Here is a 14,062-nt window from a genome sequence, read left to right as displayed (position 1 = left end):
GGCTCAGCTCACGATGTTCCTGGAACGCATGCCCTCCTGTTCGATGCTGCCGTAGCCCAGTTGCCCCAGCAACTCCGCAGTGTGCTCCCCCAGCTTGGGCGGGCTGAGACGCACACCCAGGCGGCGTCCTTCGAGCGTGAACGGAAACAGGGCCGTCTTGACCGTGTGCCCTGCCTTCGGGCCGTCGGAGAGGTGCATGTCCGCCAGGCCGCCGGTGGCCTGCAGGTGCTCGTCGTCGTACAGGTCTTCCGGCTTGCGAATCGGCGCGAATGGCAGCCCCGCATCCTGCATCGCGGCGGCGAGTTCGGCCGCAGTGCGGTGGGCGATCCGCTCGGCGATCGTCTTCAGCAAGCGAGGCCGGTGGACGACCCGCTCGTTGTTGGTCGCCAATGCGGGCTCGGCCTTGAGATCGGCGAAGCCCAGGGCGTCGCAGAACGTCGCCCACTGCGCGTCGCTCACCGCGGCCAGGAAGATCTGCTCGCCGTCCTTCACCGTGAACACGTCGTACACGGACCATGGGTTGTCGCGCGCGGGCATGGGCGCCGGGTGCTTTCCGGTGACCGCGTACTGCAGCATGTGCTGGCCCATCAGAAAGACGTTGTTCTCGTACAGCGCCGACTGCACCTCCATGCCGCGCCCGGTGATGCCGCGCTGGATCAACGCGCCCAGCACGCCGATGGCACCGAACAGACCGCCCATGATGTCGTTGACGCTGGTCCCGGCGCGCAGCGGATCACCCGGGCGGCCCGTCATGTAGGCCAGGCCGCCCATCATCTGCACCACTTCGTCCAGCGCCGTGCGATTCTCGTAGGGCCCCGGCAGAAAGCCCTTGTGGCTCGCGTAGATGATGCGCGGGTTCACCTTCGACAGCGAGGCGTAGTCCAGCCCGTACTTGCCCATGGTGCCCGGCTTGAAGTTCTCGGCCACCACGTCGGCCGTGGCTGCGAGCCGACGCGCCGTCTCCGCGCCTTCGTCGGTGTGCAAATCGATGCCGATGCTTTTCTTGTTGCGGTTGAACATCGGGAAGAAGCCCGCACCGGCACCGAGCAGGCGGCGGCTGTGGTCGCCCGCCACCGGTTCGATCTTGATGACTTCGGCACCGAGATCCGCCAGCACCATGCCGCAGGTCGGGCCCATCACCATGTGCGTGAACTCGATGACGCGCAATCCTTTCAGGGGTTGCGCGACCTGGTTGTCCTGACTCATCTCTGCTGCTCCGGTTTCATCGTCTTGGGGAGGCCGGCCCGCCAGAGCGTGCCGTGAAAGGTTTCGCCTTCGAGCCATCGCTCGACCTGGCTTCGCAGCGCCAGCAGCGCATCGATGTCCTGGCCCGTGTCGATGCCCATGCTCGCGAGCATGTAGGCGAGGTCTTCGGTGGCGACGTTGCCACTGGCACCCGGCGCATGCGGGCAACCGCCGATGCCGGCGATGCAGGCGTCGAAGCGCGTGATGCCGAGTTGAAGCGCGGCGAACACGTTGGCCAGGCCCAGGCCGCGGGTGTCGTGGAAATGGCCGCAGTCGAGCTTGCCACCGGCCACGGGGAGCGTTGCCTCGAACAGCGACCGCACCATCGCGGGATCGGCATAGCCCACGGTATCGGCGAGGCTGATCGCGTCGACGCCGATGGCGGCCACGGCCTCGACCAGGCGAACGACTTCGTCAGGCTCGACGCGCCCCTGGATCGTGCAGCCGAATGCCGTGCTGATGCCGACCTCGATCTGCGTTCGCGACCCGCGCGCGTCGCGTGCGTCCCGAATGCGCGCGATGTCCTCGACCACCTGGTCGGGCGTCTTGCGCAAGTTCGCCAGGCTGTGCGCTTGGCTGGCAGACAAAGGCAGCAGCATCAGTTCGGCCTCGCATTCCATCGCCCGCTCGGCGCCCTTGAGGTTGGGCACCAGCACGGTCGCCTTGAGGCCCGGCAGGGTCTGAGCGAACGCCAGGACCTCGGCCGTGTCCGCAAGCTGAGGAAGCAGGCGCGCCGGAACGAAGGAGCCCACCTCGATCTCGCGTTGCCCTGCTTCGTAGGCGCCGCGAATCCATTCGATCTTGGCGGCCGTGGGCACGACCTGCGAGATGCTCTGCAGCCCGTCGCGCAAGCCCATCTCGCGGATCACGACACGTTGCGGCAACGCGGTGGCGTCAGTGGGGTTCATGTGTCTCCTTGATTGGTCGTCAGCGCGGTTGCTGCGACCCGACGCGAAGTCTAGAATTTCCGATTCAAGAAATCTTGGACATTTCGGAAACTTGAAGTTCCATATCGGAATATCTTGAGAGACTTCGACCTCACCACCCTGCGGCTGTTCGTCGCCGTGTGCGAAACGGGCAACATGGCTCGAGCGGGCGAAACGGCGAACATCGTCGGCTCGGCCATCAGCAAGCGCCTGGCGCAGCTCGAAGACCAGGTCGGCACGCCGCTGCTGCTGCGCAAGCGGCATGGCGTCGTGCCCACTGCGGCGGGCCACACGCTGCTCGAACATGCGCGCGGCATGATGGACAGCGCGGCACGCATCCAGCGCGACATGCAAAGCTACGTGGCCGGCACCCGCGACAAGGTCCGCGTGCTGGCCAGCGTGTCTGCCATGACCGAATCGCTGGCCGAAGACGTCGCAGCGTTCCTGAGCCTGCCGGCGCACGGCGCGACCCTGGTCGACCTGGAAGAGAGGATCAGCCCCGAGATCGTGCGCGGCGTGCGCGAGGGCCTGGCCACCTTGGGCGTCTGCTGGGACGCCGTCGACCTCGGCGCCTTGGCGTCTCGCCCCTACCGCAGCGACCATCTCTGCGTCGTCGTGCCCGCACGCCACGCGCTGGCGCGACGCGCGCGTGTCCGGTTCGCGGAGACGCTCGACTTCGAGCACGTCGGCCTGCCCGTCAACAGCGCCGTGCGCCTGTTGCTGCAACGCAGCGCCGCGAAGGTCGAGCGCACCTTGGTCAGCCGCATCGTGGTCAGCAATTTCGAGGCCGCGCTTCGCGTCGTCTCTGCAGGGCTCGCCATCAGCGTGGTGCCGAAGGAAGTGGCAGACCGGCACGGGGAAGCGAATGCGCTGCGAACCATCGCACTGGACGAGCCATGGGCCGCGCGGCGCTTCGTGGTGTGCTTTCGTGACGCCGCTCGACTTTCGCCAGCCGCGCAAGCCCTGGTGGATCACCTGGTCGCGCGCGCCGACTGAGCCCCTGGCACGACGCGCACGCAGGCGCTAGTCGGCCACGCCGTCGACGGGTGCCTCGAGCCACTGCCCTTTCCAGCTGCCGTCTTCCACCGCCTGCTGCATCAGCTGCTCGACGACGCCGTGAACGTGCTCGGTCGCCAGCGTCAGTTCGAAGAGCCGCGAGGTGCTCAGGTAGACCGTGCGCGTGAGCGTGCCTTGCTCCAGCTCGATCGCGTCGATCTCGCCGCGCCGCAGGTTGCCTTCCATCGCGCACGAGGGAAGCACGGCGAAGCCCAGCCCCGCCCGCACCGCTTCGATGAGGAGCGACGGCGCATTGATCTCCGCCACGACCTGGGGCTTCAATCCGCGGGCGGCCCACTCGCGTTCGATCGCTTCGCGGATGCCGTTGGGGCGGCTGAGCAACAGCAACGGCAGGGCCGCGACATCGGCGAGCGTCGTCGCGGTGCGGCCATCCAGCTTGCCATGTGCACCGACGAGCATCAGGGCCTCGGAGATCAGCGGCTTCATCCGCAGGCCCGCATCCACGCTGGCGTCGAAGAGCACGGCCATGTCCAGCTTGCCCTGCGCCAGCATCGAGGCCAGCACCGAGCTGGGGCCCTCCAAGACTTCGAGGCGCACCGACGGAAGCTGCGTCCTGACCTGCTGCAAGAGCTTCAGGCCGAGCACCGAACTCACGGTCCACGGCAGCCCGATCGCGACCCGGCCCGCGGGCCCGACATCGGCCTGGTGCGCGATGAGCTGGGTGGCCTCGACCTGCTTGAGGATCAGCTGCGCCTGCTTGTAGACCGCCAGGCCGGCTTCGGTCGGCGTCACGCCGCGCACGCTGCGCATCAGCAGCTTCTTGCCGAGTTCCTCTTCGAGCCGGTTGATCTGGAGGCTCAGCGCGGGCTGCGCGACGTGCAGTGATTGAGAGGCGCGCGTGACGCTGCCGATCTCGACGATGCGCGTGAAGTACTTGAGTTGACGCAGTTCCAAGGCAACTTCCATAGGGTTATCCCGGCATACCGCGGATGTATGACGGAAGCTCTCAACGGTATTTTTCAGGTCCGCCGCTGCCGATCAGACTCCCGGTCATTCAACGGAGACCTGCACGTGAGTGGAAGCATCATTGTGGAGCGCGACGGCCACGTCGCCACCATCACCATCGACAACCCCGGCAAGCGCAACGCCATGGGCCGCGCCATGTGGATCGCCATGGGCGATGCGGTGCTGGCACTGTCGGCCGAGCCCGACCTGCGCTGCATCGTGCTGCGCGGGTCCGGCACCGAGGCCTTCGGCAGCGGCGCGGACATCGACGAGTTCGAGACCATCCGCGCGTCGAAGGCGCAAGGCATCGCCTTCGGCAAGCACGGCCACCGCGCCATGCACGCGGTGCGCGATTGCCCCATCCCGACCGTCGCCGCAATCCGGGGCGTGTGCGTGGGCGGCGGGCTCGAACTGGCAGCCGGCTGCGACTTCAGGATCAGCAGCGACGACGGCCGCTTCGGCGTGCCGATCGCACGCCTGGGCGCCGTGCTCGCCTATCCGGAGCTCGAAGGCTTGGTGCGGCTCGCAGGGCCGCAGGTCGCGCTCGAACTGTTGCTCGAAGGCCGCGTCATCGGCGCCGCCGAGGCCTGTGCCAAGGGCATCGTGAACCGCGTGGTGCCGGCCGCCCAGTACGACGAAGAACTTGCGAAGACCGTGGGCCGCATCGTCGCCGGGGCGCCGCTGTCCGCGCGATGGCACAAGAAGTTCGTGGCCCGGCTGCGCCAAGGCACGCCGCTGACCGAGGCCGAGGAACACGAAGGCTACGCCTGCTACGACACCGAAGATTTCGTCGAGGGCTATCGAAGCTTCCTCGCCAAGCAACCCCCTCGATTCAAAGGACAGTGATGCAACCCAAGCCCTCTCTCGATCCGGTTCGCAAGGGGCCGCTGGCCGGCTTGCGCGTGGTCGAACTCGCGCACGTCATGGCCGGGCCCGTCGGCGGCTTGCTGCTGGCAGACATGGGTGCGGATGTCGTCAAGGTGGAGAAGCTGCCCGGCGGCGACGACACGCGCCGTACGGTGCCGCCGGAGATCAATGGCGAGGCCGCGTCGTTCATGATCCTCAACCGGAACAAGCGCGGTGTCGCGGTGGACCTCAAGAGCCCCGAGGGCCGCGACTTCGTGAAGCGGATGATCGACCAGGCCGACATCGTGCTCGAGAACTACCGCCCGGGCACCATGGAGAAGATGGGCCTGGCGTTCGACACGCTGCGCCAGACCAACCCGGGCCTCGTCTACTGCAAGATCACGGGCTTCGGCATCACCGGCCCCTACGCGCAGCGCGCCGGCTACGACCTGATCTCGCAAGGCATGTCCGGCTTGATGGGCCTCACTGGAGAAGGGCCGGGCCGCCCGCCGGTCAAGGTGGGCGTGCCGGTCGGCGACGTCACCGCGGGCATCCTGGCCGCGACCGGCATCCTGGCCGCCTACATCGAGCGTCTTCGCACGGGTGAAGGGCAATACGTCGACACCTCGCTGCTCGAGTCGTCGCTGGTGCACACCTATTGGCCCGCCGCGCTGGCCTTCGCCACCGGTGAATCGGCCGGGCCCATGGGGTCGGCACACCCCGTGGCGGCCCCATACCAGGCGTTTCCGACGCAGGACGGCTGGCTCAACATCGGCGCCATGAGCCAGAGCCTGTGGGTCGGCACGTGCAACGCGCTCGGTCTTCCGCGGATGGCGGAAGACCCGCGCTTCGCGACGAACGGCGCCCGCATGGCGAACCGCGATGCGATGGTGGAAGCCATGTCGGCCGCGACCCGCACGCGCAGCACCGACGACTGGGTCGCGATCTTCGAGAAGGCCGGCGTGCCCGCAGGGCCGGTGAAGAACATGAAGCAGGTGCTCGACGATCCGCAGACGCGCGCGCGCGACATGGTCATCAGGGTCGAACACCCGGTGGCCGGCGAGATCGACGCGCTCGGCTTGCCCATCAAGTTCTCGAAAGGCAACGGCGTGACCCGCAGGGGAGCGCCGCTGTACGGGCAGCACACCGCCGAGGTGATGCAGGAACTGGGCTATGCCACGACCGAGATCGCTCGCTTGAACGACGCCGGCGTGGTGCATGTTCGCCCGGTCGAAGAGCCCGCTTCCGTTTCGCTTACCCCTTCTCCCACCGCTACAGCCGAGACAGTCGTATGAACTCCCACGTGGTCGTCCTCCGCCGCGCCTTCCTCGTCAGCGCCCTTGCCGCGTCGATCGGCACCATCGCGACCCCTGCCCGCGCCGAGTGGCCCGAGAAGCCGATCCGCATCGTCGTGCCCTCGTCTCCGGGCGGCAGCGCCGACGCCGTCGCACGGATGCTGAGCGACCGGCTGTCCCGGGCCTTGGGCCAGCCGGTGATCGTCGACAACAAGGGTGGCGGTGGCGGCAACATCGCCACCGAGAACGTCGCGCGCGCGACACCCGATGGATACACCTTCCTGCTCACAGGCAACAACCACACGGTCAACGTCTCGCTTTTCGCGAAGCCGCCCTACAAGCTCGACGACTTCGCGCCGGTGGTCGAAGTCACCCGCGGCCCGTCGGTGTTCGTGGCGGCCAACAACGCGCCGTTCAAGGACCTCGCCGAGATGATGAAGCAGGCCAAGGCCTCTCCCGGCTCGATCGCGTACGGCAGTCCTGGCATCGGGTTGCCGAGCCACATCGCGTTCGAACTGTTCCAGCGCGAGTCGGGCACCAGCTTCGCGCACGCGCCGTACAAGGGTTCGGGCCCTTCGCTGGCCGATGCGGCGGGCGGGCAGATTCCGATCGTCTCGTCGACCCTGGCCGCGGCGATGCCGGTCATCAAGGCGGGAAAGATCAAGCCCTTGGCGGTGACCTCGGCGGAACGGTGGCCCAGCCTGCCCGATGTTCCGACGGTCGCCGAAGTCACCCGCACGTCGTACAGCCACCTGACCTGGCTCGGCATCTTCGCGCCGAAGGGAACACCGCAGCCTGCCATCGCGAAGATGAACGCGACGATCAACCAGTTCCTGAAGGAGCCCGAGTTCAAGGCCAGCCTGGAAACGATGGGCACGAACCCGGTCGGCGGCGCATCGGCCAGCTTCCAGAAGATGATCGACGCCGAGTACCTGAGCTCGCGCGCGCTCATCCAGAGTGCGAAGCTGCGGGCGGATTGAGGTGGCCCGGCACGGTGCGCTGGCCCGCGCGGCCAGCATCGACGACCTGCGCACGCTCGCGCGTCGCAAGCTTCCGCGGATGGTCTTCGACTACATCGACGGCGCGTCGGGCGCGGAGTCGACGGCACGCCGCAATCGCAGTGCGTTCGAACGCTTCCTGCTTCGGCCCGAGATCCTCGTCGACTTGTCGGCCAGGACGCTCGAGACCTCGCTGTTCGGCCAACCCGTGGCGATGCCCTTGGTCATCGGCCCGACGGGCATGAACGGCGCGTACTGGGCGGAGGGTGACCTTTGCCTCGCCCGCGCGGCGAAGGCAGCGAACGTTCCCTTCGTCATGAGCACCGCTGCCACGGTGAAGCTCGCAACGCTGGTTGCAGAAGCCGGGCCCCTGCGATGGTTCCAGCTCTACATGCTGCGGGATCGTGGCCTGGCGCAGGCACTGCTCGAACGTGTCCACGCTGCAGGCTTCCAGGTGCTCCAGCTGACCGTCGACACCGCCGTGACAGGCCGGCGCAACCGCGACGTGCGGAATGGTTTCACCCTGCCCTTCCGATGGAGTGGCCGGAAGCTCATCGACACCGCCCTGCGGCCGGGCTGGGCGATGCAGATGCTGCACACCGGATCACCGACGCTGCAGCTCTTCGCCGAAGTCGTCGGCCGCATCGAGCCCGGCAGCACCATCACCGAGGTCGTGCAGCGCCAGATCAGCGATGCCTTCACCTGGCGCGACCTCGACTGGCTGCGTTCGTGCTGGCCAGGCAAGCTGGTCCTGAAAGGGGTGTCGGAGCCAGCGCACGTCCGGATGGGGCTGGCGGCCGGCATCGACGGCGTCGTGGTGTCGAACCACGGCGGTCGGCAACTGGACGGAACCGGGTCCACCATCGAACAGCTCCCCCGCATCGCCGAGGCCGCGGACGGACGCATGACGGTGCTGATCGACAGCGGCTTCCGGCACGGCGCCGACATCGCCAAGGCCCTGGCCTTGGGCGCCGATGCCGTCCAGATCGGTCGCCCCGCCCTGTACGGCCTGGCTGCAGCCGGCGAGGCCGGCGTGCACCACGCACTGGGCATCCTGTCTGCGGAACTCGAGGTGGCCATGGCCTTGAGCGGCGCCTGCAATGTCAGGCAGTTGCGTGGACGCGTCGATGTCGCTGTCGATGTCGATGTGGATGGGGTGAAGCCCAGCGAGGCCAGTCGTGTTGCCTCACGGCCCTGCTGATGATTCGTCCCGCAACCGCCGCCACAGCGTCGCCCGGCTGATCCCCAGGATCGCGCAGGCCTGCCGCTGATCGCCGTTGACCGACTGCAGCACCTCGCGCACGCGCCGCAGCTCGGCAGCGCGCGCCGCGCCTTTGAGCAGCGCGGCACGCACGGGCGCCGGCCGCGCCTGCGCGCACTCGGGGAAGACCTCGACCAGCCGCGCGCGGTCGAGCTTGCCGGCCGGCGCGATGAAGGCATGGCAGGCCAGCAGGCGCTCGACCATGTTCTCGAGTTCGCGCACGTTGCCCGGCCAGGCGTAGCCTTCGGCGAGCGCGAGCAAGGCGTCGAGCGCGGCCGCGGCGTGGGCCGGGCGCACGCCGGATGCAGCGGCACGGCGCTTCATCAGGGACGTGGCCAGTGCGGCGATGTCGGTGCCGCGCTCGCGCAAGGGCGGCGTGTCGATGCGCAGCACGGCCAGGCGGTAGTACAGGTCGCGCCGGAACAGGCCGCGCTCGACCTGGGCGGCCAGGTCGGCATGCGTGGCGGCGATGACGCGCAGGTCCACCGGCACCGCGGCGGTGGCGCCCAGGCGCAGCACCTCGCGCTCCTGCAGCACCCGAAGCAGCCGCGTCTGCAGGGCCAGCGGCATGTCGCCGATCTCGTCCAGGAACAGCGTGCCGGTGTGGGCCGCCTCGACCAGGCCGGTCTTGCCGCCGCGCCGCGCGCCGGTGAAGGCGCCTTCCTCGTAGCCGAAGAGTTCGCTTTCGAGCAGGCTCTCGCCGAGTGCCGCGCAGTTGACGGCCAGGAAGGGCTGCGTCGCGCGCCGGCTGGCCGTGTGGATGCCCTGCGCCACGAGTTCCTTGCCGGTGCCGCTCTCGCCGGTGACGAGCACGGTGGCATCGCTGGCCGCGCATTGCGCCGCCAGTTCGCGCACGCGCTGCGCCGCGGCGCTGTCGCCGGCGAAGGCCTCGATGCGGTAGCGCGCCGGCGCGCCGAGCGGCCGCTGGTTCGCGCGCAAATGGCGGTCGGCGCGCTGGATGACGGCCGGGTCGCGGCACACCAGCAGCGCGCCGGTGACCTCGCCGCCTTCGATGATCGGCGCGCGCCGCACCACCAGCGTTCGCGCGCCGATCTGCAGCACCTCTTCGGCCGGTGCCTCGCGCAGCAGCAGCGTGGCGCCGAGGTCCAGCACCGGCGCCACCTCGCCGAGCGTGCGGCCGGTGAGTTCGGCCCCCGACGCGCCCAGCAGTTCGGCCATGGTCGCGTTGATGGCTTCGATGCGCTGCCGCAGGTCGACGGCGACGACGCCATCCTGCAGCTGGCCGAGGATGGTGCCGAGCCGTTCGTGCCGCGCCCGCTCGGCACGGCCGACGCGCGCCAGGTGCACCGCGTCCTGCAGCGCCTGCCGCACGGCTTCGTCCGAATACATCAGCACGCTCGCGATGCCGGCCTGCTCGGCCAGGTCCGACACGAGGCCGGGCGCCACCACGGCTTCGATGCCCGCGCGGCGCAGGGCCTCGACGCAGGCGGGCGCGTCCTCCGGGCCGCTGTAGCTGAACTGCGCGATGCCCATGCCGAACAGCGCATCGAGCTGCGCCAGGTGCTCCGACGGGCCGTCGAAGGACACGAGGCCCACGTTCGGAGAGATGGCGCGGGCGGCGGCCAGTGCGCGCATCAGGTCGAAGCCGCGCACCTCGACCATCGCGACCGGAATGTCCAGGTGCTGCCGCAACCATTCGCCGCTGGCGCCCGCGGCCACCACCGCGTCGACCGGCGACCTGGCATCCAGCGCGCGCACGGCCGCGACGGCTTCGTCGAAGGCATGGCCCACCAGCTCGACCTGGGCCTGCGACGCGATTTCGGGGACCACGCGGGCCAGCACGCGGCCCAGGCGATGGCGGGCGACCGCGACGATGCGGGGCGGTCGGGCGGCGGGAACGTCGGGCGGTGCGATTCGATTCATTTCAGCGGCGCTGATTGTCTCATTATTGAAACGTGAATGAAACACCCGGGCGAACTTGTTGGCGCGCCATCCGCGCGGCTCCCTTTGAAATCAATGACTTGCGGCTGCAGCAACGGGCCTGCCTCGTTTGGCACGGCGTTTGCGCTCAAGGCAAGCGTGACCCTCGACGGCGATGCCGTTCATTCATCCAAGGAGACCTGATGACATTCCAACGCTTCACCACCGTGGCCTGCGCCGCGGCCGCCACCCTGGGCTTCGTGCTGCCCGACAGCGCCAACGCCCAGGCCTGGCCGACCAAGACCATCCGCTTCATCGTGCCCTTCTCGGCCGGCGGCGCCAACGACCTGATGGCACGTGCGGCCGCCGAGGGCGCGGGCAAGGTGCTGGGCCAGCCCGTGATCATCGACAACAAGCCCGGCGCGGGCGGCTCGCTGGGCGCCGACCTGGTGGCCAAGAGCGCGCCGGACGGCTACACCTTCCTGATCAGCGCCGCGGGCGTGATCTCGAACAGCATGATCAAGAAGTCGCTCCCCTTCAAGGACGACGACCTGGTGCCCGTGGCCATGATCGGCCTGGCGCCTTCGGTGGTGGTGGTGCCGAAGTCGGCGCCGTACAACAACCTGCGCGACTTCGTCGAGGCGTCCAAGAAGGGCCAGGGCTTCAACTTCGCGACCGCCGGCACCGGCAGCACGCCGCACTTCGTCGCCGAGATGCTCAACGTGAAGTACGGCGCCAAGCTGCAGCCGGTGCCTTACAAGAGCGGATCGGAAAGCACCACCGCCGTGCTGGGCGGTCAGGTCGAAGGCACTTCCGAGGCCAGCATCATCGCCCTGCCCCACATCAAGAAAGACGGCAAGTTCAAGCCGCTGGCCACGACCTGGACCAAGCGCATCTCGGCCTACCCGCAGTTGTCGACCGCCGTAGAGCAAGGCTTTCCCGACCTGCAGATCGCGCATTGGGCCGGCCTGCACGCACCGCGCGGCACGCCCGACGACATCATGGACAAGGTGGCCGCCGCGGTCGACAAGGCCATGCGCGATCCCGCCGCCGCGAAGAAGCTCAAGGACGTCGGCATCGAGCCCATCGGCGGCACGCGCCCCGAGTTCGTGAAGTTCGTCGATGCCGAACGCAAGCGGCTGGGCGAGATCGTCAAGGCCGCGCAAATGCAGGAAAAGTGAGCACCACCCCATGAGCCACGACATCGGCAACACCAAGCAACGGCTTCGCGCGCTGGTCGACGCACGCCGCGGCGTGATCGTCCCCGGCGCCTTCAACGCGCTGTCGGCCCGCGTGATCGAAGACCTGGGCTACGAGGCCCTCTACGTCACCGGCGCCGGCGTCACCAACATGTGGTTCGGCATGCCGGACCAGGGCTTCATGGGCCTCGCCGAGATCGCCGACCACACCGCGCGCATCCGCGACGCGGTCGAGCTGCCGCTCATCGTCGACGCCGACACCGGCTTCGGCAACGCGCTCAACGTGCGCCACACCGTGCGAACGCTGGAGCGCGCCGGCGCCGACTGCATCCAGTTCGAGGACCAGGTCGCGCCCAAGCGATGCGGCCACTTCAGCGGCAAGGACGTGGTGTCGACCGAAGAAGCCGTGAACAAGATCAAGGCGGCGGCCGATGCGCGGCAGGACGCGGGCCTGTTGATCCTGGCGCGCACCGACGCTTGTGCCGTGCACGGCTTCGAGGCGGCGATCGAGCGCGCGCAGAAGTTCGCCGAGGCCGGCGCCGACATCCTCTTCGTCGAGGCGGTGACCACCGAAGAGGAGATTCGCGCGCTGCCGAAGCGCCTGGGACCGCCGCAGTTGATGAACATGGTGATCGGCGGCAAGACGCCGATCTTCAGCGCCGAAGACCTGGGCGGGCTGGGCTACGGCATCGTGCTCTATGCGAACGCTGCGCTGCAGGGCGCCGTGGCCGGCATGCAGAAGGCGCTGACGGTGCTGCGCGACACGCGGCAGCTGAAGGAAGACCCGGCCCTGGTGACGCCCTTCGCCGAACGGCAACGGCTGGTGGGCAAGCCGGAGTGGGACGCGCTCGAGCGCCGCTACGTCTGAGCGTTCTCGGCGACGCCGGCTGCGGACAGTCGTAGCTTCCTCAGCTTCTGCAGTTCGGCGGCCGAGAACTCGGCGGCCTGCGTGCCACCGAAGGCCGCCGCTTCCTCGGCCAACCGGGCCGCCGCATCGGGCAATGCATCACGGCCCTGCAGCCTGAACGACAGCGGCAGCAGCGGCCCGAAGAGCAACGCGCGGCGAAGCATGGGCCAGCGCTGCGGATCGGGCTCCACGCCCGCGGCACGCGCGAACGTCAGCGCGACCAGGTTCATCTTGGTCTTCGGCGCACTGCCGCCGCGCGCGTCGAATTCGGCCAGCGACGGTGCCATGTCCTCATCTGTCGGATACGGCACGGCACCGCTCCACGCGTAGGCGATCCACCGCGCCTGCAATTCCAGCGGCGGAAAGAACGGCCCCGACTGGTCCCACATGCCCATGAAGGCGAGCCCCGGCAGCCGCGGGTGGAAGGTGTGGCGGAACAGGTCGATGCGCTGTGCCCCGAGGTTCAGCGTGCGGCGGATCGGCTCGCTCAGGAACGGCAGGTCGAGCGCGAAGCCCGTGCCGAACAGGATGCCGTCGAAGCTCTCCTCGCGGCCATCGACGAAGCGGACCTGTGGCCCATCGACCCGGTCGAACCATGGCCGCACGTCGATGCGTCCCTCGGCCACCAGCGGCAGATAGTGCTGGCTCAGCGTGAGGCCGGCGGCGAAGAAGTCGGCGGCGGGCTTCGGCGCGCCGTACTGCTCGGGGCTGCCATTGGCCTCGATCACGAGCGACTCGAGCAAGTCGCCGAACTCGGCGCGCGGCAGCAGCTCTTCGGCCAGCGCCTGGTAGCGTGAGAACACGATGTGGTCCGTCGGCACGCCGGCCTTGAGCTTGGGCAGCACGTAGCGCTGCCGGCGATGGCACACCACGACGCGCGCCGCGCCGAGCATGCAGAGGTCGCTCGCGATCTCGAGCGCGCTGATGGCGCATCCGGCCACCAGCACGCGCTTGCCTCGGTACAGCTCGGGGTTCTTGTACCGGTGGGTATGAAGCACACCGGCGCTGCCCGTGAAGCCCGCGAGGCCGGGCACGTCGGGGATGCTGGCGCGGTGGAAGCGGCCGCTCGCGACCACGACCTTCTCGAAGATGTCTTCGTCGTTCTCGTCATGCCGCACCGCCCAGCCGCCAGGGGCCGCGGCGATCTCTCGCACGCTGGTGTTCGTTCGGATGCGCGGCGTCAGGCCGAAGGCGTCGGCGTAGCGCTGCAGATAGGCGCGGATCTCCTGGTTGGACGGATACAGCGCCAGGCCCGGCAGATGCGGCAGATCGCTGAACTGCGTGAGCATGCGGCTCGTGTTGGTGCGCATCGACGGCCAGACGCCGCTGCATCGCGCATCGCCGCTCCATTGCCCGCCGAGCCCCGCCGTCTGCTCGAACAGCTCGGGCTCGAAGCCCTCCGACTGCAGCCAGCGCGCGGCGGCCAACCCGCCCGGCCCCGCACCGATGATCGCCACCCGCCTCGCCATGTCCATCCCCTCC

Annotated in this window: 12 protein-coding genes; 7 read left to right on the top strand and 5 right to left on the bottom strand. The window is 68.8% G+C overall.

Features of this window, described 5'->3' with window-relative positions:
• Positions 1-3 precede the first annotated feature (3 nt).
• Both B0W80_RS19400 and B0W80_RS19395 read right to left on the bottom strand, forming a co-directional pair.
• Complete coding sequence (locus tag B0W80_RS19400; RefSeq protein ID WP_077000792.1) at positions 4-1,206, bottom strand: CaiB/BaiF CoA-transferase family protein; 1,203 nt, start codon at positions 1,204-1,206, stop codon at positions 4-6.
• On the bottom strand, positions 1,203-2,153 hold the full coding sequence (locus B0W80_RS19395; protein WP_077000791.1) for a hydroxymethylglutaryl-CoA lyase: 951 nt from the start codon (positions 2,151-2,153) through the stop codon (positions 1,203-1,205). The genes B0W80_RS19400 and B0W80_RS19395 overlap by 4 nt, the downstream gene beginning before the upstream one ends.
• A 114-nt stretch (positions 2,154-2,267) precedes the next feature.
• Between B0W80_RS19395 and B0W80_RS19390 the strand changes: the two genes are divergently transcribed.
• The gene (locus tag B0W80_RS19390; RefSeq protein ID WP_077000790.1) at positions 2,268-3,167 is read left to right on the top strand and encodes a LysR family transcriptional regulator; all 900 of its coding nucleotides are present in this window, start codon (positions 2,268-2,270) and stop codon (positions 3,165-3,167) included.
• Between the two features lie 27 nt (positions 3,168-3,194).
• On the opposite strand, the gene B0W80_RS19385 is transcribed toward B0W80_RS19390, so the two are convergent.
• Positions 3,195-4,142 carry a LysR substrate-binding domain-containing protein gene (locus tag B0W80_RS19385; RefSeq protein ID WP_077000789.1) on the bottom strand — a complete coding sequence of 316 codons (948 nt, stop codon included), beginning with the start codon at positions 4,140-4,142 and terminating at the stop codon, positions 3,195-3,197.
• 117 nt (positions 4,143-4,259) lie between these two features.
• Between B0W80_RS19385 and B0W80_RS19380 the strand changes: the two genes are divergently transcribed.
• Genes B0W80_RS19380 through B0W80_RS19365 form a run of 4 tightly spaced genes read left to right on the top strand, consistent with a single transcriptional unit; the run spans position 4,260 to position 8,533 of the window.
• Positions 4,260-5,039, top strand: coding sequence for an enoyl-CoA hydratase/isomerase family protein (locus B0W80_RS19380; RefSeq protein WP_077000788.1), 780 nt, complete (start codon positions 4,260-4,262; stop codon positions 5,037-5,039).
• Positions 5,039-6,334, top strand: a complete 1,296-nt coding sequence (locus tag B0W80_RS19375) for a CaiB/BaiF CoA-transferase family protein (protein WP_077000787.1) — start codon at positions 5,039-5,041, stop codon at positions 6,332-6,334. Before B0W80_RS19380 ends, B0W80_RS19375 begins: the two co-directional genes overlap by 1 nt.
• Positions 6,331-7,314, top strand: coding sequence for a tripartite tricarboxylate transporter substrate binding protein (locus B0W80_RS19370; protein WP_077000786.1), 984 nt, complete (start codon positions 6,331-6,333; stop codon positions 7,312-7,314). The genes B0W80_RS19375 and B0W80_RS19370 overlap by 4 nt, the downstream gene beginning before the upstream one ends.
• Positions 7,292-8,533 carry an alpha-hydroxy acid oxidase gene (locus tag B0W80_RS19365; RefSeq protein WP_256856626.1) on the top strand — a complete coding sequence of 414 codons (1,242 nt, stop codon included), beginning with the start codon at positions 7,292-7,294 and terminating at the stop codon, positions 8,531-8,533. Before B0W80_RS19370 ends, B0W80_RS19365 begins: the two co-directional genes overlap by 23 nt.
• On the opposite strand, the gene prpR is transcribed toward B0W80_RS19365, so the two are convergent.
• On the bottom strand, positions 8,519-10,477 hold the full coding sequence (gene prpR, locus B0W80_RS19360; protein ID WP_077000785.1) for a propionate catabolism operon regulatory protein PrpR: 1,959 nt from the start codon (positions 10,475-10,477) through the stop codon (positions 8,519-8,521). The genes B0W80_RS19365 and prpR overlap by 15 nt on opposite strands.
• A gap of 200 nt (positions 10,478-10,677) precedes the next feature.
• Between prpR and B0W80_RS19355 the strand changes: the two genes are divergently transcribed.
• On the top strand, positions 10,678-11,655 hold the full coding sequence (locus B0W80_RS19355; protein ID WP_083745501.1) for a tripartite tricarboxylate transporter substrate binding protein: 978 nt from the start codon (positions 10,678-10,680) through the stop codon (positions 11,653-11,655).
• A gap of 10 nt (positions 11,656-11,665) precedes the next feature.
• Positions 11,666-12,541: an oxaloacetate decarboxylase gene (locus B0W80_RS19350; protein WP_077000784.1), complete on the top strand. Its 876-nt coding sequence runs from the start codon at positions 11,666-11,668 to the stop codon at positions 12,539-12,541.
• Here B0W80_RS19350 and B0W80_RS19345 read toward each other — a convergent pair.
• Positions 12,532-14,049: an NAD(P)/FAD-dependent oxidoreductase gene (locus tag B0W80_RS19345; protein WP_077000816.1), complete on the bottom strand. Its 1,518-nt coding sequence runs from the start codon at positions 14,047-14,049 to the stop codon at positions 12,532-12,534. The genes B0W80_RS19350 and B0W80_RS19345 overlap by 10 nt on opposite strands.
• Positions 14,050-14,062: the final 13 nt, after the last annotated feature.

Origin of the sequence: Variovorax sp. KK3 (assembly GCF_001984055.1) — a bacterium.
Taxonomy (GTDB): Bacteria; Pseudomonadota; Gammaproteobacteria; order Burkholderiales; family Burkholderiaceae_C; genus Variovorax.
The sequence above is the reverse complement of the archived record's forward strand: the minus strand, read 5'-3'. Positions and strand labels throughout refer to the sequence as shown.